Raw genomic sequence first — 21334 nt, 5'->3', positions numbered from 1 at the left:
TCAGCGAAGCTAAATCTATAGCTAAAGATCTCTCCACTCCGCGTTGCTTCGGTCGAGATGACGACTGCATTTTTATTAACTAACTTAACTTCTTAATGGTCAAACGTGACTATTGCGTTTTTGGCCTGATAAAATCTCCCAGATAACTGCATTCGCCAGCTGCGACAGCATAAAAAGGCGTTTTTGCATAACTAAACCTTAATTCTTTAAGATAAGGGTTGTTATAATTTGCCTTGATAAAATTTCTCCATTTCACATCTTTTTTATCGTAATAATAAAATGATAGCGGATTGGCATTCATGATAATCTGCTTTTGCAAACATTTAGCCAACATAAAAGTACATTTTGCCTTAAAATCGGCATTGGTACTTAATGCCCTGGCTTTTAAATACCAGGCTTTTGCTGTTTGCGCTTTTTTATAATCGCCATCATATACATATTTTGCCGGGTTGCTGTTGTCATATGATGACCAGTCGTAGCTGATTAAAAACCAGCTGTTGCCATAATAACCAGTTTGATAAACAGCATTCGCCATTTTGTAATAATAAAGCGCAGCGTTCTTTTTATCGCTAATGCTTAATTTCTGTAAGCGGAGCATTTCGGCCGCAAAAGCTTTTTTGGTAATGGATGCTTTCGCCGTTACATACTTTTTCGGATAATCGTTTATCGTTTCGATGAAAGGATTAGCATAAAGTTTTGCATTAGATTCATCTCCATACCAGTTTTCTGGATTAAAATATTTATAGTTTGGAGAAACCTTTGCAAACATTTGAACAGCCTTATCGTATTGATGTGTACGTAAATAAGTAGTACCGTACAATTCATAAAAGTCATCATTTTTAAGTTGGTTTAAGGCTGAGGCCAATAAAGCAGTAACATCATTACCAGCTGCTTTTGTTTTGTAAACGGCCAGCCCCTGCATACTTTTCGGGCTCAAATTTTTCTGCCAAAAAGCAATGCTTTGATAACTCATATTCTGGAAAAGCGAATTCTCTTTTAAGGTTTTGTATTCCAGGTCGCCTTTAACCATGGCTAATGCTGCTTTTGCGGTATCGCCCATACTCAAATAAGCTGGAGCCAATAACTGCTGATAAAAGTTTCTGGTCGTTCTGCTAAAGCGTTTGCTGGCGCGATCAGTATCATAATAATATGGCCCTTTTGGTTGCTCACTGTTTTCTGCAAAACGTTTTTCATCAAGCCATTTTAAGGTCGGCAATAAATCGTTCTCATTAAAAGGATTTCCTTTTTTGATGTTTTTGGCCTTGATCAATAAATCGGTGATTCGATATTGATCGCGTAATCTTTCCGGTAATTTATCTGGTTTTAATATGGCCAGGTAATTTGAGGCTAAGAAATCTTTATTCTCCATCCATGATAAATAAGCGGCGGTTAAGGTACCCAGTTCAGGCTGAGGATATTTCTTCTCCGTGGCCAGTTTTACAGCAAAATTCCTGATTTCATTCAGGTGTTTTAGGTTAATATTTTTTAAACTGTCTTTATATTTCGGATTGCCATTATCAGAAAAATAATAATTATAGCCAATTTTGGCAATATCGTTTGCCTCGATAAGATCTTGCTCTAATTTGTTTACTTCGCGCACCAGCAGCGTGCCGTTAAGCTGGCTTTTCGGTTCGTACTGATAAACTTTATTCAGGCTTTCTATACCCGAATCAGCATCACCAAATCCATTTATTGCCCAAATATTGGCTTTCTCGTTATTGGTTTTGGCATATTTCAATGCCCCATTAACGGGCGAACTGGTATAATAATAATTTTTATAGGCCTGGACTCGTCGTTCGGGATTACTCGCAAAAACCTTCGAGAATAAAAAGGCCGATTCTTCAGGATTGCCCAACCTGCGCGTCGATCCGGCATACAATGCCAATGCCCAGCCCTTAACCGAACTGTTGAGCTTGCTTGTTTTAATATATTTCTCGTAAGTTGATTTACTTTCGCTGTGATAACCGGCAAAATGGAACATACGTTGCGATTGGTAAGCATAACGTAGTTTCAGGAAATCGTCTTTTTCAGCTTCTGTTAATTTCAAAGCTTCTTTGGCTTTTGAGCCCATCGTTGTGGTATCGCGTGGTTTTGGGTCCCAAAGACTAAAATCTACATTGGCCAGCGGTTCGCAGCTTTTGGCGAATTGATAATACTTTAAAGGTTCTTTGCGTTTGCTTAAGGCCTGGATAAAACTGTTCTGTTGTAAGCTATCCGGTAATTGAGAAAGATTTCCATCAAAATTCACCAGTTTTACATCAGTGGCACTGTCGGTTTTGTACATTACTTTTAGCACATCCTCCTTTTTTACGTTGAGGTATTTTGCCCATTCACGGCTGTTGATATCAGGCTCGCTTTCTATATCCGTTTCACTGTTCAGGTACACCATCTGGTTATAGGCGAAGGGAGAATATTCATCTCCTTCAATATTGTTGTGGAAATAAGAAATGTAATAATCGTAGGGATCTATCTCACCGCCACAGGCAAGATTTACGGCAATTTCGCCGAAAAAAGTAATCAGGAATACACTAAAAATTAGCGATAACTTTTTGAAGGTCTTCATGGGTAAAATGTTTTAATAGGTCGGTGTCTAAATGGTAGAAAACAAGATTCCGGTCTCTGGGGGCTAAATATCGTGATAAAAATTTAGAGGTATGTAGTAAATCTTCAGGAGAAATCTGTTCCCATCTTACCACATCGCCCTGTTTTAATCCAGCTGCGGGATAATCAGCCAGCAAGTCGTAGAGAATGGAATTTCCCCTCTGCTTAAAAAGTTTTTTATCCTCGATCTGGACTTTGCCAATCCGCTTTGAAATACCTCCGTATTGTTCGTTCCTGAATACCACTGCCCATTCGAAAATGGGTAAGGCAACATCAAGTGCTAAGGGATATTGCTCCAGATAATCCTTAAGGTAAACATCCATTTCGTGCTGATCCAATATCGAATTCTGTTCGCCGTATTTACGCAGGTTACCCATGTTGTAACACATTAACATGCCTTTCTCTACCGGGGGAACCCCGCTCGACACCATATTTTTGATTTGGTGCAATCGCAAGGTTACCGAAATGGTTTTGCCCTTTAAAAGTGGGTTATCCATTAATTGCGCTAAAAATTTAAAATACCTGTTTCTGGTGCCTTTGGTCCAATCGCAATCTATCTGAAGCTCTTGGTAGTTTTGTTGTCCAGACTGTTTTACCTTAGCCTCCACAAATTTAGCAATGCGATTGGCCATCACCGCTGTTTGCATGGTGTCAATCTTGTCAAAAACCTGGTTTACGATAAATACAACAGGAATAATATGAACCTGTTTAGGTAAAGGATCTGAAAATTTAATCGGCGAAACAGGCACTGGGAGTTGCAGATCAGGATTAAAATCTACATCCATAATCCGTACGTATAAAGATTTCGACTTAAATTGATCGAGATAACCGGTTTCTGCTTTTTTGTTTTTATAATCAGTTTTCCAATAATAAAAAGTTGGATGAACAATTGATTTTTGCCTGCAACCAAAGAAGAGAAATACAGAAACCACTAAAATACTTATCTTGCGCATATCAATTTTATTGAGCAAAAGTAGTATAAAATGCGAGCAGTTTTACAAAGAGTTACACAGGCAAGTTGCACGGTTGATGAAGTGGTAACAGGAGCAATTGAAACCGGATTTTTAGTGTTGTTGGGTATAGAAGATGCCGATACTTTAGAGGATTTGGATTGGCTGGCGCAGAAAATTATCGGTATGCGTGTTTTTGGAGATGAAAACGGATTGATGAATAAAGCACTCGCTGATGTTGGTGGCGACATCCTGTTGATCAGTCAGTTTACATTATTCGCCTCAACAAAGAAAGGGAACCGTCCGGGTTTTACGAGGGCTGCACGACCAGACATCGCCATTCCGCTGTACGAGAAAATGATCGAGAAATTATCCGGATTGTTAGACAAAAAAGTAAAAACAGGGATTTTTGGGGCCGATATGAAAATCGCTTTATTAAACGACGGTCCGGTTACGATATTGATTGATACGAAGAATAAAGAATAGGCCAAATTCGCCCAGGTATGGAAAATAAGATGAATCATAAAAAGTCGAAGTCTGCTCTGGTAGATTTAGGGATTCTTGTTTTTTTCGTTATTTTAAAACTGATTTTACCTTTCTTATTGGTCAATGCGGCTTATAGCTTACACCGTGATGAGTTTTTGCACTTAGATCAGGCCAATCATTTGGCCTGGGGCTTTCAGTCTGTACCACCGGTAACTTCCATATTTGCGCTGATTATTAAATTATTGGGTAGTAGCGAGGCGGTAGTCCGTTTGGTATCAGCCAGCATCGGCGGGGCAACCCTGGTATTTACCTGGAAAATTGTGGAAGCCTTAAAAGGCAATTTATACGCTAAAGCCTTGTCGGCCATTGCCTTAATCTGTTGTGCTATTGGGCGCTTAGACTTACTTTTTCAACCGAATGCATTCGATATTTTAAGCTGGACAGCTGTTTATTTCATCCTGATCAGGTTTTTTGATACGAAAGAAAATAGATTTCTTTATTTCCTAGCCATTGCACTAGGGCTGGGGTTTTTAAACAAATACAGTATTGTGTTTTTGGCTGCGGGTTTAATTCCAGCTTTGCTGATCTCGAAGCAACGAGCGGTTTTCAGGAATAAACATCTTTATTTTGCGGCCTTGCTGGCCTTGTTCATCATGCTGCCTAACCTCATCTGGCAATACACGCATCATTTTCCGGTAGTTGGCCATATGAAAGAATTGGCCGCAACACAGTTGGATAAAATTAACCGGATCGATTTCCTGAAAGATCAGTTGCTCTACTACTTTAATGTTATTTTTATTGTTTTGGCTGGGATTATCGCATTGCTGTTTTATAAACCTTTTGCAGCTTTCCGTTGGGTAATTTTTGGCTTTATAATTTCCCTAGGTTTGTTTACCTGGTTTAGGGCAAAAGGATATTATGCTGCTGGTTTGTACCCTGTTATTATTGCAGCAGGATGTGCATATTTTAGCCTTGTTCTTCATAAGGGTTGGAAAAAATATCTGAAAGTATTGATGATTGTTTTGCCCATTGCACTATTTAGCATTACCATGAAGTTTGCCTATCCGGTTTTAAGTCCGGAGCAGATTATAGCCAAACACGATAAGTTTGGTAAAATAGGTATGTTGCGTTGGGAAGACGGTTTACAGCACGATTTGCCGCAGGATTTTGCCGATATGCAGGGCTGGAAAGAAATGGCTGCCTTAACTGATCTAGCCTATGCAAAGGTTAAAGATAAATCTGCTTTGCTGGTTCGGGCTGATAATTACGGAGAGGCTGGGGCCATCAATTACTACTCGAAGTTTAAAAATATCAACGCTGTAGCTTACAACGCCGATTATTTGTACTGGTTTAAAATGGATAAACCGATTAAACATTTAATTTTAATTAGAGAGCTAGGTGAAGAAGATCCTCAGCGTAAAAAAGAACAGCCGTTTTTTGGGAAGATTACCAAAATTGGTGAAGTAACTACGCCATATGCCAGAGAAAAAGGCGCAAGTGTCTTTTTACTCGAAGATGCCCATATCGATATTAACAGTAGAATCAATTCAGAAATAGAAGAAGAAAAACATGACCATTAACGAAGCACAGGAAACCGTAGACCGTTGGATTAAAACTACAGGCATCCGTTATTTTAACGAACTGACCAATACCGCCATTCTGATGGAAGAAGTTGGAGAAGTTGCCCGTATCATGGCCCGTAAATACGGTGAACAGTCGTTTAAAAAAAGCGATGAAGAGGTAAACCTCGCCGATGAAATGGCTGATGTAATGTTTGTTTTAATCTGTCTGGCTAATCAAACGGGCATAAATCTTACCGATGCTTTAGAGAAAAATCTGGAGAAAAAGAGCATCCGCGATGCAGACAGACATAAAAATAACGAGAAGCTTAACCCCTAAATCCCCTAAAGGGGACTTTATATTTCTAAGGCTGTAAGCCCCCTCTAGGGGGTTGGGGGTACAAACTCCATCAAAGTTCTGTACGCCACAAAGCGGTTTTTGTATCTTTCGTTTAGCTCAGCCTGTAAAGCAGGTGCAAATACTTCCTGGTATTTATTATAGTTCTCTAATGTTTCAGCAACATATTGTGCACAGTAGGTTACGCCTTCATTCGGCGAATCTACCACCTTTAATAAACGGTTAGAAACAAACATTCCCGTAGCCATAACCTGTGGGATATGGATTTCCTGCATCCACTGTAACCATTCTTCAGCTGCTGCATCATCTAAGATGAGCGTAACATTATATAAAAACATGGCACAAAGGTAGATAATATATAAATGCTAAAAAATTGATGAAGATGGATTTTATTCTTTAAAGTGATGTGAATCGTTTAAATTTGCCAATTCCCATTGTTTTTAAGCATGATACGAACTAACAGCTCTCAAAAAATAGACAACTCGACACGCAATTACATTTATACAGGTTACCTAACTGCAATTTTCGGCGGCATTCTAGGGCTGGTTATTGGTTGGGATTTAATGAAAAAGCGGAAAACACTGATTACAGGTGAAAAAGTGTTCTCTTATTCGTTAACCGACCGGCAGCATGGAGCAAGAATTCTGATCTTAGCCGGTATCTGTTTCATTTTATTATTAACGCTGACTATTATTGCACTGGATGCTTAGCGTTGAGCGTTAGGCGACAAGCGTTTGGCGGTTGGGTACAATTAACCCCCTGAGCGTAGCCGAAGGGTATACCATTAACCGATTAACCAAGAATACAGTTCTCAGTTAGCAATTTGCAGTTACCAATGAACCAATGACAAATGAACTAATTAATCTGCTATATGCCTGATTTTTTAACCTTCCAGCGATTTAATGATAAAGCAGCAGCTTTGGCACTGGCCGAAACATTTAGAGAAAATAGGATTGAGTGCGGGTTGGAAGATGTTTCTGAAAATTTTGATGTCTCGTTTGCCAATAATGAAATCAATAAAGATTTTAGAATAAAGTTGAAGCCTGCAGATTTTGAACGGGCCGACACTCTGCTGCTTCAACTGGCGGAGAAAGGTTTAGCAGATATCGATCCGGGATACTATATTTTTGATTTCAGTGACGAAGAACTGAAAGAAATTATTGAAAAACAGGATGAATGGGGCAGCCTGGATTTTTTACTGGCAAAAAAAATATTAAAAGAACGCGGTGTAGAAGTAGAAAGAAGGGTCGTCGAAGATTAAAAATAGTACAACTTGGGGACGCATGTACAAAAGTAAATTTGATGGACTTTGGTGGTCTGTTGACAAAACAGGGCATGGAGGAAGTAAATTTGAAGTTTTTACAGAAACACCAAAAGGACTGGAATGGTATAAAGATGCTGATGGATTTGGAAATTTTATACAAGATAAATACAAGGGAGAGACTGGGAAATTTATTCCGTGGAGCAAATTAAAATCGGTTCAATAAAAATGACAATACTAAACTCAACTAATAATCAAGATTTTCCATTTGAGTGGGTCAATCTTGATTTTTTCCCAGATAGCAAGGGAAGTAGATATGAGATATATCTAAATAAAAACAATAATCTTTTAGAAGATTTATTGCAGATGTTCCGTTCTTTATTTCAAAGTGTAGACAATAATATTAAAATATATAACTATTCTTGGTGGGACTTTTGCTTAGATACTTGGGATATAGAAAATGATGACTACAATTACGAATTAACAGGTAAGTCTAATGAATCGAAAGCTTATTTAAAAATGCTGCAAAGTTCCTTTATTGAGAAAGACTATTCTGGTATATGTACATGTAATGATTGGAACAAATTCTTACCATTAGTTCTAACCTGTATCTTAACTCATCAGGCTCCATATAGTCCGCTATTTTTTAATACTGAAGAAGATTTTTTCTTTTATTTTCATCATACTGGTAGCATTGGATTTTATCATAACTCTGAGAGGACTTCGGTAAAAAAAATAATGAGCATTGCTGAAAGAGAATATCGAATAGTGGCTTATCCTCCTCCCTGCTAGTCCGAGCGGATTGCAATTAGACAAATGGTGCTGGTGCGAGTTTTTAACTCGTACCAATAAAAAACCTCACTAGCGCAAGTCTTAGTGGGCCAGATGACTTGTGCTTTTAAAATAATCTTAGCCTGGCGATTGTGCCGGGCTTTTTACTTTTCCAGCATTTCGAGTTTGATGAGCCTGGCTTTAATATATGCCTATACAATATGTGGATTTAGATGGATTAGAGCCAGCAAAAAAATCTAAAGAGCCAGGCCTAGCAGAAGCCGATGTTAGTCAGATCCAAACACTAAAAGAAAAAAGGTTAGAAGCGTTAGCTGAGCCTGAAGAAAGTCCGAAGGTGCTGATTGTAGCGGGCTATATTTTGGCTGTTGTTGGAGGATTAATAGCCATCATCATCGGAGCTTATTTACGAACGCATAAAAGAACATTGCCTAACGGAGAATGTGTATTTAATTACGCTCCGGCAGACCGGGCACATGGCGAAAGGATTTTGATTATAGGTATTTTAGCGTTAATACTTTCTGCTGGGTACCAGTTTATGAAGTATATTTAATCTGGTTTAGTGTTCGGCGTTAATTAATCTTTTATTGACCATTAAGAAGTTAAGAAAATTAAGGTTTTAATGATTTTTATGAGTCATTTATTAATGAATAATTGAGGGGAGTAAATCGCTTGCTGGCTGACGTTTCGCCGGTAGCAATCATAACAATAAAACAATTAGCGCAATACGATTAACCAATACTGCAGTTTATTTTATCATCTCAAGATAGATCTCTCCATTCCACTGCGTTCCAGTCGAGATGACGACCACTTTTGTCATCCTGCTCATCGGTTTCATAACGACGAATGGAAAGATTAGGTGAGTAACAATTAACCAGTTTAAACAGTTAACCGATTAAAACAATTAACCGATTAACAATTACGAATGAACTAATGACTAATGAACCATTGAACCAATCAAACACCATCTCCGCGTAAGTTCCTAAACCTTTTTCTGGCTTCGGCACTGAACATGCTGCCCGGGTAATCGGTAATTAACTTCTGGAAATAAATTTTGGCCTGCGCGATATCGTTCAATTTCTTTTCATAAAGATCACCTAAGGTAAAAAGGGCATCGTCTGTCCAGATACCATCTTTAAAGTCCTCAGTTACTTTTTTCAGTATATCGGCGGCTTTTTGGAAATCGTTGGCTTTGATGAAAATTTTTGCTTTGCTCATCATTATCGCATCTGTCAAACTATTTTGTGGAAAGGCTATCGCAATACTATCCATTTTTTTAACGGCGCGTTCGGGCAGGTTCCTGAATAAAAGCATCTCGGCATCAGCATACATTTTTAGCGCATTACTATCTGCAGGGGTTTGAATATTATCGTTAATCAGTAAACTCAGGTTCAGGGCATCGTTTGCAATGAGTTGTGAGGTTGCAGCCTTTAAAACCAGGCATTGGCCATTGCTGTAGTCAAAATTACCCTGATAAAAGGAAAGTTTAGCACTCCTGAAACGTGCTTCATTTCCCACAGGTTGTCCTTCAAACTGTTTGCTCACCTGTTCGTATACCAAAAAAGCTTCCCAGGGCTGGTTGGTTAAAATATAAATGTCGCCTAAATCGAGTTTTAGCTGGCCTAAGTCCTGATCGCTAATGCCAGGCATTTTTATCGCTTCTTCCAGTTCTTTTTCTGCATTGCCGGGTTGATTTAAATAATAAGCCTGCAAATTTGCCAGTTTTTTTATCGCGAACAGGGTGTTCCTATTTTTGCCATTTTCGCCCAATAAGGCCTGATAATCTTTCGCTAACAAATCAAGATCAGCTACCGTATATTTCCCGTTGGTACGCAGGTTATACTTCGTATTCAGCATTTCTATTTTCGAAGGAAGATAATACTGGTTATCCTTTCCTTTGGTTAGCAAGTAATCGTAGGCTTTAATTGCGGTTTCGTAGGCACCATTATCCACAAAGGTATAAATGGCATTAAATAAAGTGCCGCCATCAGCTTTGGTTCGTTTATCGTAGGCAATAAGCTGGCGCAGGGCCATGTCAAATTCCTGTTGCTGAATATAGTTCCAGGTAAGTAACTGGATATAAATTTCGGCGTCGGGCTCTTTCTGCACTTTTCTTAAAATGGCCGCCTGAAAGGTTTGGTAATCGTTTTTATCTTCAAAAATAGAAGCCAGTACCGCTTCAGCCTGCGGTAAAAGCTGCGGCATTGTTCCAAGCGCATCAAGATACTCCTGCATGAGCATGGGTTTATCCTTTTTAAAACGGTAGATGTTTAATAACTCAAAGGCAAATAGCTGATCGTTGCCCAACAGTTTTCGGCCCTGTTTAAAGGTTTGAACCGCAAACTCATAATTTTCAAAACGGTAAAAGCTATTGGCTAAATTTCTGATCTTAAACTCATCTTTGGGAAGTTTGCTGATCACATCGCTGAAAATTTTATTTGAATTTTGCGTATCGCCTTTCTCCTGATAAAGTTTGCCTAATGCTATGGGATAAATATCGTTCTGCGGATTTTTTTTGATTTCCCGTTTAACCACTTTTTCTGCCACATCATAACGCTTCAGTTTTAACAATGTATTAAAGTAAATATCGAAATAGGCTTCGTTATTGGGAATGGCATAGAGTTTTTCCAGTAGCACAACTGCCTTTTCATAATCTCCATCCTGGTAGTATTGTATAGCCAGACTACTTTCATCAGGGGCAATCTGTTGGTTGGGACGAAAAATCTGTGCATTGGCCCCAAGCGATAGCAATAAGAATATGATGAAAAACAAGCGGTTCATAAACCCTAAATTATAAGTTTTAAATGTAACATTTTAATACATCTTTAGCTAAACCGCCAATTGATATTAAACGTATTTTAAATGTTACCTGTATTTTATTTTGTAGGTATTTTATAAATACTAAATTGAACCACGACTTATTATTGATTGCATAAGTAACATTGTTGGTGTAAATCGCGGTTAAGTTGTTGTGATACTTATTTTTGTCATCCCGTAAAGGATTTATTTATGCTAAAAAAGATTTTTCTATTGTTAATGGTTGCATTGATTTGGGCTTGTAAAGGCACGGACAATGATACTATTCCTGTGGACGATTTTTTTAAAACGCAGGATAAAGCCTATTATCGCATTTCTCCGGACGGGAAAAGTCTTTCTTATTTAAAACTCCATGATAAAAAACTTGATCTTTTTGTGGAAGATCTGGCCACTGGAAATAGTGTTCAGTTAACCCATTTGAATGGAAAGAATATCAGTTTTCATTTCTGGACCAGCAATAATGAGTTGATTTATTATACTGAAGACGAATCTAAAGAGCGTAAATCGGATATTTTCGTCATCAATAAAGATGGAAGTAAGCAGGTTCAGCTGAGTGCCAACGAGAAAAATAGGCTGAGGGTAATAGAAGATCAGTTAATTGATGATAAATATATTATTGTTGCATCCAACAAACGCGATTCGACGGTTTTCGATGTTTATCGCTTAAATGTTCGGAATGGTAAGATGGATATTGCGGCCAAAAACCCTGGTAACATTACCGAATGGATGACGGATAACAGAGGGGTATTGAAAATTGCAGTAGCGAGCGACGGGGTGAATGAAACCTTAATGTACCGCGAAAACGAAAATCAAGCCTTTGCTCCGGTAATTACCAATAATTTCGAAACCACTTTACAGCCAATTGCTTTTTCAGAAGACCAACCGAATATACTCTATGTTATTTCTAATGTAAATAGGGATAAGAATGCACTTGTGGCACTCGATTTAAAAAGTGGTAAAGAAAAACAGGTGCTTTTTGCAAACGATACCTTAAACGTAGTTGATGCCAAATACTCGCGACCACAAAAGAAAATGCTTTTTGTAACCTGCGAAACCTGGAAAAAGGAAAAATATTACCTTGACGATAGTACCAAAATTACCTATTCGAAAATAGACCGGCTTTTGCCAGGCACCGAATGGAAGATTATGGATAAAGATAAAATGGACAAGGTTTTTGTAGTAAGAACATTTACCGATAAAAATCCAGGCTCTTATTATCTATATACGGTTAGCGAGAATAAACTTAAAAAACTAACTGATATTAGCCCATCTATTAAACAGGGCGATATGAGTGCCATGAAACCCATCTGTTTTAAAAGTTCTGATCATTTAACCATTAACGGCTATTTAACCTTACCCAAAAATAAAAAGGCTGTTAATTTACCTGTTGTGGTTTTGCCACATAATGGCCCTGCAGGAAGAAACAGCTGGGGTTATAATGCAGAAGTTCAGTTCCTGGCTAACCGCGGTTATGCTGTTTTGCAGGTAAACTATCGTGGATCTACCGGTTATGGAAAATCTTTTTATGCGGCTGGTTTCAAGCAGTGGAGCGATAAAATCCAGGAAGATGTTAATGATGGCGTAAAATGGTTAATTGCCAAAAAAATTGCCAACCCTAAAAAAATCGCCATTTATGGCAATGGTTTTGGTGGTTATATCGCATTAAATTGTTTGTATAAAAATCCCGATCTTTATAAATGTGGTGGATCAAATTCAGGTGTAATCAATTTGTTTAGTTACCTGAAAACCATTCCGCCGTTTTTAAAAGCGAATCTGCAGATGTATTATGAAATTGTTGGCAATCCGGTAACCGATACCGATTATATGCGGTTTGCATCGCCTGTTTTTCATGCCGATCGCTTTAAATCTCCTGTTTTTATCGCACAAAATCCTAAAGATCCGCGTGTTAATGTAGCAGAAGGCGTTCAGTTTATTAAAGAACTGAAAAAACGAAATGTTCAGGTTACCTATATCGAAAAGGAAGAGGGACCAAACCCGATTGTCCGCCAGCAGAGTAGAACGGCTTTGTATAAAGCTTTGGAAGAATTTTTACAGGAAAATCTAGGTAAGAAATAGGGTATGGCCTTAGATAAAAAAAGTGGTTATCGTAAAAATTTCTCCCTCGGTGTAACCTTCATTGTACTCATTTCCATTCTTTTTATCCTATCGCTTTTTTTAGCGTTTAACTATAGCAAAAAATCGATTGAGAACGATTTTGTATCTGAAAAAGTCAATGTGCTCGAGCAAAGTATTAAACCTTACAACGATTTCTTTCAGAATAAAATGCCCGAAGTTTCTTATTACAGTGGCTTTTTAGATTCTTCTACAGCAGCGAAGTTTGTAGATACCGTGATGTTAAAATACCCTTTTATCTCGAAGGTTACTTTTTACGATACGGAGGTGAAAAATGTTCCTGTAAAAGATGGGATCAATGCCAACCACCTGGGCATTGGGCCGAAATCTATTTTCCAGTTTGGTAAGGGCGTAAAGCCCGATTCGGTAAAATTGTATTCAGAAGATGATACCAGGTCTTTTAATGTAGGGAGCGATTTTAATGCAATTGCCATTAAACTGGCCACTTTTGTTGAGGATCTTGATACTGCATCGGTACCTACACAAGAAGAGCTGTTTACCAATTTTTCTATCGTTAACTCGAACGAAAATAAAATCACCTACCTTAATATTCCCCGTCGCGAGGATTTAAGGATTTATAAGGATATGATCAGGCGCAAGCTTAACCCGGCTCCCGTTTATCCACAGGATGTAATGGTTTTTAAATTGGATGCGCATAAAATAAAGATCGTTAATACAAGACCTTTGTTGTACCAAACCATCAGGATTGAACCTTTAACTTACGATCCGATTGATACTTCTGATGAAAATATTACTACTGAAATAGCCTTGCCTGGTGCATTTTCTGATTTTAAGCTGTACCTCATTTCATCAAAATCTTACATCAAGAAAGAAATTTTTATTTACTTCATGCCAATTGCCCTGGTGCTCTTGCTGGTATATGGGGTGCTTTTATTGGTTGCTTTTTTAATTTACCGTAACCTGAACATCAATAGTAAAATGTTTAAGTTGCAGTACGATTTTGTGAATAACCTTACGCACGAGTTTAAAACGCCCGTCAGTGTGATCAAGATTGCAGGGAACAATATTAAAAGTGCTACTGCACTGAGCCAAAGGGAACAGCAGCTTTATGGCAAGATACTGGATGAAGAAGCCGATAAACTGAATGGTTTAATGAACAAATTACTGGCCTTTACGCAGATCGAAAATAAGGCAATTAAGCTGAACCAGGAAGAGGTTAATATTGTTGACTTTATAGAGAGCACCATCGAATCGCATACATTGAAGCATCCCGATTTTAAGATGACCTATGAGGTGGTGGGCTTTAAAACCTTTATTACCGATCCGGTGTTATTGGGGAGTTTATTCGATAATCTGGCAGAGAATGCCTATAAATATTCGAAACCAGAACAGAAAAAATTACACATTAGCGCAAAGCTGATTAAAGGGGTACTGGTTTTCCGCTTTGCCGATAAAGGGATCGGTATCGCAGCATCAGAATTAAACAATATATTTAAGAAGTTTTTCAGGATTCAGAATGAATATAACCAGATGGGCAGTGTAGGCCTGGGTTTGGCATTCTGCAAAGAACTGGTTAACTTTATGGAGGGAGAAATCTCGGTAAAAAGTAAAGTAGGAAGTGGTACCGAATTTAAAATTGTACTGCCTTATAATAGTTAAAATTGGAAAGTTAAAAGTTGGACTTAATCTTCAAACATTATAACGTTTCAACATTACAACCGTATAAAACACATACAAATGTCTAAAGAAGTAAAAATATTAATCGTAGAAGATGATGAAAATCTTCGCTTTCTTGTGGCCCACCGTTTAAAGGCTGAAGGTTATACTGTGCTTGAAGCAAATGATGGCGAAGCTGGTGAAAGAATGATTTTGGCCGATCAGCCTGATATTGTTTTATTAGATTGGATGATGCCGGGCAAACAGGGCGCCGAAGTTTGCGAGAATGTGCGCAAGCAGGGTTTCGAAAACCTTATTATTATGATGACTGCCAAAGCACAGGATGTAGATAAAATCGACGCTTATAACTTTGGTGCATCTGATTATATCACCAAACCATTTAACATGGATGTTTTAGTGGCGATGTTGGAGAGCAAAGTGAAATTTATCGTGAATAAAGATACCGCTGAAATTCACCGTTTTGGTAATATGGAACATCATCCAAACATCCACACGTTGTTCAGGGATGGAAAGAAAATTGAGTTAACGATATTGGAAAACCGTATCCTGCTTTATTTCCTGCGTAATCCTGGTAAGGTAATCAACCGTGATGAATTAATGCTGGTGGTGTGGGGTTACAACTCTGATGTAAATACCCGTACGCTCGATATGCATATTGTGCGCTTACGCAAGAAGATAGAATTGAATCCCGATAATCCGCAGTTGTTACAGACAGTAAGGGGTGTAGGGTATCGCTTTAACGCGGGATAATTATATTATGACGTCAGATGTTACCATCTGACGGTTATATACTTGTATAATAGTCGTCATTTCGACCACAGTGGAGGAATCTAATGAATGATTCACTTATTTATCTTTTATAGATTTCTCCATTTCTTTGCAATCAATCGAAATGACGAATTTTAATATCTATGCCCGCTTTAAGGTAAATATCGTGATCTCCGGTAAAATGCCAACCCTACCCGGATAACCTAAAAAGCCGTAGCCTACATTAACGTAAAGCTGTTGCTTTTGCTCCTGGTATAAACCTGCCCATTCTTTGTAAATGTATTGCACCGGGCTCCATTGAACTTCCTTTAAACGAACACCAAACTGCATGCCGTGGGTATGTCCGCTGAACATGGCATCTATTTGCGGGTATTTTTTCAAAACCTCTCCGCGCCAGTGTGAAGGATCGTGACTCAGTAATAGTTTAATGGGTAAATCATCCGTATTTTGAACCGCCTGCTCCATTTTCCCATATTTTGGGAAACGGCCCATTCCCCAGTTTTCGATCCCTAAAATCCCGATTTCTTCTCCGTCTACTTTTAACCTGCGGTTTTCGTTCATGAGCAGGTCGTAACCCATTACTTTATGTACGTCAACCATATCTTTCAGGTTTTTTACCTTGGCAGGAGAAGATTCTTTGCCAAAATAATAATCACCGTAGTCGTGGTTGCCTAATGATGAATATACACCGAGGGGTGCTTTTACTTTCGAAAATATATCCTGATAATCTCTTACTTCATTGGTCAGGTTGTTCACCAAATCGCCGGTAAAAAAGACGAAATCTGGTTTCTCGCCCAACAGCATTTCTACACCGCCTTTTACGGCTGTTTTATTGTAAAAACTTCCGGAGTGGATGTCGGAAATCTGTCCCATGGTGATCCCGTCAAAAGCCTTCGGTAAGTTAGGGAGGATTAAATTTACCCGTCGTACCTGATAATCGTATGCGCCGGAAATAATGCCCCAGCTTAGCGAAGTTAAGGGCACTGCCGCGGCCACCAATCCGGCTTTAACTAAAAATTCAGAACGTGAGATGGGTTCTGCCACAGTTGCTGCACTTTGTGCAGTTGAAACTTCACTTTTTCTGTTCCTTCTAAAAATTTTAATGAATAACCTGCGTAAATCATCCAGTACCAGAAAAGGCAACATCGCCAGTTTACAGGCCACTGTTAAAAAGAAAGCCACCAAAATAATGGCCCTTAACGTAAGGAAAAGGTTGAGGTAAATGCCACAGAAAACACCAATAATCAATAATGCGCTATAAGTCCAGTAAACAATACCAAATATTTTTTTAGTAGTCGGTTTCCATTTTTTAAAAACAGCAATAATGGCTTTATAGCAATAAATATCAAATGCAATAATAAAAATGCAGGCGGCAATGATAAAAGGTAATCTTCCCATTATGTTTAGGGTTTGTAAATAAAAAGCTTCGACAGATTCTTCCTAGAGAAAGAATTTGTCAAAGCTAATCAAATTAGAGAAATTCAATATTATCTGAAATCGTCTTCGTCCTCTTCTTCATCAAATTCGGCGTTAAATAAACTGCCAAACATATCAGCGAAACCGAAGCCGCCATTTAAAAAGTTTTTGCTCAATTGTGAGTACTCGGCTAAACCATGCAACACGAATTCCATTAACAATAAAGTCTGGTTTTCGCTTAATTTAGGATGAAATTTCTTGACCAGATCATATAAACCAGGCACCAGCATCAACGCTTTTTTATACTGTGCATTGGTTAAAGTATCGGTAACATCAACATTATTACCTTCGGTAAACCATTCAGTTACTTCGGTATAAGGGTTGGCCGTTTTGCTTTTTTTCGCTTTTTCAGGATCAGGGAAGTAACGTGCAAATAAAGTTTTAACTGCTTTGCCAATTAAGGTGGTGGCAACATGTGCTGGGCCCTCCAGTTCACCTTCGTAAACCAGTTCAATTTTACCGGTTATTGCCGGGATAATTCCTGCCAGGTCAGATAAGCGGATAAAAGTATTTTTCTCACCAGCAATCAGCATTCTTCTTTCTGCTGTGCTGATTAGATTTTCATAAGCCGAAATGGTTAATCTTGCCGATACACCCGATTTTTGATCGATATATTCGCTTTTACGCGCCTCGAAAGCAATCTGTTCAATCAGGTCTTTCACCAGACCATCAGCTTCAATATTGGCTTTTTGATCGGCGGTTAGTTTTGCCTCCTGAAAAGTGATTTTACGAGAAATTTCGATGGTTTTAGGGTAGTGGGTTAAAATCTGACTTTCAATCCTATCTTTCAAAGGGGTAACGATACTTCCACGGTTGGTATAATCTTCAGGGTTTGCGGTAAACACAAACTGGATATCCAATGGTAAACGCAATTTGAAACCACGGATCTGGATATCTTTTTCCTGTAGCATGTTAAATAAGGCCACCTGGATACGCGCCTGTAAATCGGGCAGTTCATTAATCACGAAAATGCTGCGGTGTGCACGCGGAATTAAACCAAAGTGGATTACACGTTCATCATTATAAGTTAATTTTAATGTAGCAGCTTTAATCGGGTCAACATCGCCAATTAAATCGGCAACAGTAACATCCGGTGTGGCCAGTTTCTCGGTATATCTTTCGCTGCGGTGCAACCAGGCAATTTCGGTATCATCGCCTTTTATGGCAATTTCGTTTTTCGCATACCATGAAATTGGGTTCAATGGATCATCAAAAATCTCACTTCCGGCAACATATGGTACATATTCGTCTAATAGGTTTACCATTAAACGGGCAATACGTGTTTTTGCCTGCCCACGTAAACCTAAAAGTAAAATATTATGGCGCGATAAAATGGCGGTTTGCAATTCAGGAATCACCGTTTCATCATAGCCTATAATGCCTTCAAATTCGGTTTTTTTATCGCGGAGCACTTTAATCAGATTTTCCCTAAGCTCTTCTTTTACAGATCTCGATTTATATCCTGTTGTTTTTAATTCGCCTAATGTGGTGTTTTGCATCTTTTTAAAATCGGTTTTAAGGTTTAGGGTTTAGGGTTGCAGCGCACAGCATTCAACCATTAAATCTTCGCCTGTTTAAAATGTTTTCTTAGACTCGTTAGGTAGGTATTTACGGCATTGGGTTTTGCCTTAAACCTTCCACCTTTTTGCCCTCTACCTTATTTAACTGTCTTACGTCTGTTTTTAATGTAATCTTCAAAAATGTATTCGCCCAAACCATTTAAGGAGCTATAAAAAGCCCTGCCGCCGTTAATTTCGGTAAACTGGCGCACAAACTGTTGCAGATAAGGGTCTTTGGCAATCATAAATGTCGTAATCGGGATCTTCAGGCGCTTACATTGAGCTGCCATGTTTAAGGTTTTATTAATTACCTTCCTATCCAAACCCATACTGTTTTTATAATATTTGCCATTTTCTTTTAAGCAGGTTGGTTTTCCGTCGGTAATCATGAAAATCTGTTTATTATGCGTTTTCCTGCGGCGGAGTAAATCTGCAGCCAGTTCTAAGCCTGCATAGGTATTGGTATGGTAAGGGCCAACCTGTAAATAAGGCAGGTCTTTCACGCTAATTGGCCAGGCATCATTTCCGAAAACCACAATGTCTAAAGTATCTTTAGGGTATTTCGTTTTAATCAGCTCGGCCAAAGCCATGGCTACTTTTTTGGCAGGCGTAATCCTGTCTTCGCCATATAAAATCATGGAGTGCGAAATATCAATCATCAATACGGTAGAAGTTAAAGTTTTAAAATCCTTTTCCTCTACTTCCAGATCACGGTCGGTTAAAGTGAAATCGCCAATGCCATGGTTAATCTGTGCATTGTGGATAGAAGCCGTCATATCAATCTGATCTAAACTATCCCCAAAACTATATTCGCGTCTATCGGCATTTTTCTCTTCACCAACGCCTGATTGATTACTGTTGTGATTTCCCCGGCCTGATTTTTTGAGTTTCCCGAAAATTTCATCCAGTGCCGACTTGCGGATTGTCTGCTCGGTTTTAGCCGTAATTTTAAACTCGCCAGATTGATTGTCTTCTGTCAGATAACCCTTGTCTTTCAGGTCGTCGATAAAATTGCCAATACCATAATCGTTATTGGTGAGTTTATATTGCTTGTCGAGTTCGTTCAACCAGCTTAAAGCCTCTGCGGCATCTCCGGCTGTATAATTCAGCAGTTCGCTAAATAATTTCAGCAACTCATCAAACCCACCCTTTGGCGCATCGCCCGGCTTATAATCAGAAAAACGAAAACCTCTCATGTGCTTGTATTAACGATTTATCGAAGATAAAAGTTTCGCTTTGCATTAATTTAAGCGCGGTGTCATTTTTAGAGACAAGCAGAAAGGTAAAAGTCGTGTTTCCGTGGCTAAAAACTAAAGCTAACCCAACGCCATATGATAAATCTTTTTATTGTACTCAGGATTAGCGCCAGCTTGCGAGGCTACAAAGGCGCCAACTTTGCAGGCATTATCTAATGTAGTTTCCATTGGGTATCCTTGCAAATAGCAAGCAATAAACGTAGCTAAAAAGGCATCGCCTGCACCCACTGTATCGGCTACCTGTACTTTGTAACCTGCATGTTTAAACAGTTTGCCGTCTTTTAAAACACAGGCACCTTTATCACCAAGTGTAAGGCAGATGATTTCAATATTAAACTGACTGGAAAGCTGCTTTAAAAGTTGTTCGTCTGTATTACCGCTCAAGCCAAAAGATTCTTTCACCCATAAAATTTCATCTTCATTTATTTTTAAGATATCTGCCTTAGTCAGAAGCTCAGCAATTAATTCCCTGGTATAAAACGGAGCGCGGAGGTTGATGTCGAATATTTTAGTTTTGGCATTTTCTAAAAGTTTCAGAATGGCTTTTTTAGATTGTTCCGATCTACAAGTTAAGCTGCAATATACTAAAGCATCTGCCTGTTTAACAGCAGCAATATTTTCGTCGGTAATTTTGATATCATCCCATGCCACGGGTTGTTTAATGGTATAAGTAGCCTGATGGTTTTCGTCAAGCTGTACCACAACCGTACTGGTCGGCAATTCGCTATTTACCTGAATCAAATCAGTTGCAAAATGATTGCTGGCTAAAAAATTAAATAATTCCTTGCCATTTTCATCATCGCCAACCGCACTAATAAAACTGCTCTCTATACTTTGTTTATGTAAATTAAGGGCAACATTCATGCTCGAGCCGCCAGCTTTTTTACCCTCTGGGAAAACATCCCAGAGTATTTCGCCAATTGTGATTACTTTATTTTGCATAGAAGATTTATAGATGTGTAAATAAAGAATTTTTACGCATGGAACAAAATAATTTGTTTCATATCTTTAATTTTTACCTCAACTCAGATAACATGAAAAGAATACTTGTAATTGCATTGTTTTTAGCTTCTTTTAGTGCTTTTGCGCAAAATGCGAAAGATAAACAGGCCATACTTAATTTACTCGAAAAGCAACGTACAGATTGGAACAAGGGCGATGTTGAAGCCTTTATGCAAGGTTATGAAAAATCAGACAGTTTACTTTTTGTAGGTAAAAACGGACCAACTTATGGCTGGCAAAAAACGCTGGATAATTATAAAAAAGGCTATCCGGATAAATCGGCCATGGGATTTTTGGTGTTTGGCATTAAAAAGGTCGAATTTTTAAAACCTGATTTGGCTTTTGTATTAGGCAGCTGGAATGTTAAACGCGAAAAAGACGAGCTTAAAGGATATTTTACACTTCTGATTAAAAAAATTAAAGGCGAGTGGAAAGTAGTTGCTGATCATAGCAGCTAATATAAACGGGTTCTCATTCCTAGCTTGATTGGGAATCATAGTACAATAAGCTTATAGAATTGTCATCCTGAGCTTGTCGAAGGATCTGCCAAACCTGTATAAGGCGTTTCGACAGGCTCAACGTGACAATTCTAATGAAACTAGATTTATAATACAGCCTCTAGAATAAATTTAATGGCAATAAAATCGCCCTTCTCATACATCCCGATTGGAAATCGGGACG

General features: G+C 38.5%; 20 protein-coding genes. 12 read left to right on the top strand and 8 right to left on the bottom strand.

Annotation, left to right across the window (positions count from 1 at the left end; all coding sequences use genetic code 11):
- Positions 1 to 109 precede the first annotated feature (109 nt).
- Positions 110 to 2563 carry a hypothetical protein gene (locus CA265_18295; protein ARS41497.1) on the bottom strand — a complete coding sequence of 818 codons (2454 nt, stop codon included), beginning with the start codon at positions 2561 to 2563 and terminating at the stop codon, positions 110 to 112.
- On the bottom strand, positions 2529 to 3572 hold the full coding sequence (locus CA265_18290) for a hypothetical protein (protein ID ARS41496.1): 1044 nt from the start codon (positions 3570 to 3572) through the stop codon (positions 2529 to 2531). The genes CA265_18295 and CA265_18290 overlap by 35 nt, the downstream gene beginning before the upstream one ends.
- A gap of 12 nt (positions 3573 to 3584) precedes the next feature.
- Here CA265_18290 and CA265_18285 point away from each other — a divergent pair, with 12 nt between their 5' ends.
- The 3 genes from CA265_18285 to CA265_18275 are packed head-to-tail and all read left to right on the top strand — an operon-like array spanning position 3585 to position 5936.
- On the top strand, positions 3585 to 4037 hold the full coding sequence (locus tag CA265_18285) for a D-tyrosyl-tRNA(Tyr) deacylase (protein ID ARS41495.1): 453 nt from the start codon (positions 3585 to 3587) through the stop codon (positions 4035 to 4037).
- 17 nt (positions 4038 to 4054) lie between these two features.
- Positions 4055 to 5617 carry a hypothetical protein gene (locus CA265_18280; protein ARS41494.1) on the top strand — a complete coding sequence of 521 codons (1563 nt, stop codon included), beginning with the start codon at positions 4055 to 4057 and terminating at the stop codon, positions 5615 to 5617.
- Complete coding sequence (locus CA265_18275) at positions 5607 to 5936, top strand: pyrophosphatase (protein ARS41493.1); 330 nt, start codon at positions 5607 to 5609, stop codon at positions 5934 to 5936. Before CA265_18280 ends, CA265_18275 begins: the two co-directional genes overlap by 11 nt.
- A 44-nt stretch (positions 5937 to 5980) precedes the next feature.
- Here CA265_18275 and CA265_18270 read toward each other — a convergent pair whose 3' ends face one another.
- The gene (locus CA265_18270) at positions 5981 to 6292 is read right to left on the bottom strand and encodes a hypothetical protein (protein ARS41492.1); all 312 of its coding nucleotides are present in this window, start codon (positions 6290 to 6292) and stop codon (positions 5981 to 5983) included.
- A gap of 108 nt (positions 6293 to 6400) precedes the next feature.
- Between CA265_18270 and CA265_18265 the strand changes: the two genes are divergently transcribed.
- The 5 genes from CA265_18265 to CA265_18245 all read left to right on the top strand — a co-directional run bounded on the left by CA265_18265 (position 6401) and on the right by CA265_18245 (position 8557).
- Positions 6401 to 6664, top strand: a complete 264-nt coding sequence (locus CA265_18265) for a hypothetical protein (protein ARS41491.1) — start codon at positions 6401 to 6403, stop codon at positions 6662 to 6664.
- A 161-nt stretch (positions 6665 to 6825) separates the two neighbouring features.
- Entirely contained in the window at positions 6826 to 7215 is a 390-nt protein-coding gene (locus CA265_18260; protein ARS41490.1) for a hypothetical protein, read from the top strand.
- A 22-nt stretch (positions 7216 to 7237) separates the two neighbouring features.
- On the top strand, positions 7238 to 7441 hold the full coding sequence (locus CA265_18255; GenBank protein ID ARS41489.1) for a hypothetical protein: 204 nt from the start codon (positions 7238 to 7240) through the stop codon (positions 7439 to 7441).
- 2 nt (positions 7442 to 7443) lie between these two features.
- Positions 7444 to 8007, top strand: coding sequence for a hypothetical protein (locus CA265_18250; GenBank protein ID ARS41488.1), 564 nt, complete (start codon positions 7444 to 7446; stop codon positions 8005 to 8007).
- 187 nt (positions 8008 to 8194) lie between these two features.
- Positions 8195 to 8557: a hypothetical protein gene (locus CA265_18245; GenBank protein ID ARS41487.1), complete on the top strand. Its 363-nt coding sequence runs from the start codon at positions 8195 to 8197 to the stop codon at positions 8555 to 8557.
- Positions 8558 to 8961: 404 nt separating this feature from the next.
- On the opposite strand, the gene CA265_18240 is transcribed toward CA265_18245, so the two are convergent.
- Complete coding sequence (locus tag CA265_18240) at positions 8962 to 10785, bottom strand: hypothetical protein (protein ARS41486.1); 1824 nt, start codon at positions 10783 to 10785, stop codon at positions 8962 to 8964.
- A gap of 228 nt (positions 10786 to 11013) precedes the next feature.
- Between CA265_18240 and CA265_18235 the strand changes: the two genes are divergently transcribed.
- From CA265_18235 to CA265_18225, 3 genes are all read left to right on the top strand, one after another.
- Positions 11014 to 12897, top strand: coding sequence for a peptidase (locus CA265_18235; protein ARS41485.1), 1884 nt, complete (start codon positions 11014 to 11016; stop codon positions 12895 to 12897).
- Positions 12898 to 12900: 3 nt separating this feature from the next.
- Positions 12901 to 14574: a two-component sensor histidine kinase gene (locus tag CA265_18230; GenBank protein ID ARS41484.1), complete on the top strand. Its 1674-nt coding sequence runs from the start codon at positions 12901 to 12903 to the stop codon at positions 14572 to 14574.
- Positions 14575 to 14652: 78 nt separating this feature from the next.
- Positions 14653 to 15342, top strand: a complete 690-nt coding sequence (locus tag CA265_18225) for a DNA-binding response regulator (GenBank protein ARS41483.1) — start codon at positions 14653 to 14655, stop codon at positions 15340 to 15342.
- Positions 15343 to 15501: 159 nt separating this feature from the next.
- On the opposite strand, the gene CA265_18220 is transcribed toward CA265_18225, so the two are convergent.
- From CA265_18220 to CA265_18205, 4 genes are all read right to left on the bottom strand, one after another.
- Positions 15502 to 16758, bottom strand: coding sequence for a metallophosphatase (locus tag CA265_18220; GenBank protein ID ARS41482.1), 1257 nt, complete (start codon positions 16756 to 16758; stop codon positions 15502 to 15504).
- Between the two features lie 89 nt (positions 16759 to 16847).
- On the bottom strand, positions 16848 to 18335 hold the full coding sequence (locus CA265_18215; GenBank protein ARS41481.1) for a magnesium chelatase: 1488 nt from the start codon (positions 18333 to 18335) through the stop codon (positions 16848 to 16850).
- Positions 18336 to 18493: 158 nt separating this feature from the next.
- The gene (locus CA265_18210) at positions 18494 to 19591 is read right to left on the bottom strand and encodes a VWA domain-containing protein (protein ARS41480.1); all 1098 of its coding nucleotides are present in this window, start codon (positions 19589 to 19591) and stop codon (positions 18494 to 18496) included.
- A gap of 120 nt (positions 19592 to 19711) precedes the next feature.
- Complete coding sequence (locus CA265_18205) at positions 19712 to 20593, bottom strand: hypothetical protein (protein ID ARS41479.1); 882 nt, start codon at positions 20591 to 20593, stop codon at positions 19712 to 19714.
- Between the two features lie 92 nt (positions 20594 to 20685).
- Between CA265_18205 and CA265_18200 the strand changes: the two genes are divergently transcribed.
- Positions 20686 to 21111: a DUF4440 domain-containing protein gene (locus tag CA265_18200; GenBank protein ID ARS43051.1), complete on the top strand. Its 426-nt coding sequence runs from the start codon at positions 20686 to 20688 to the stop codon at positions 21109 to 21111.
- Positions 21112 to 21334: the final 223 nt, after the last annotated feature.

The organism is Sphingobacteriaceae bacterium GW460-11-11-14-LB5 (assembly GCA_002151545.1).
GTDB lineage: Bacteria > Bacteroidota > Bacteroidia > Sphingobacteriales > Sphingobacteriaceae > Pedobacter.
Note: the sequence above shows the minus strand (reverse complement) of the source record. Positions and strands in the feature narration are given on the sequence as shown.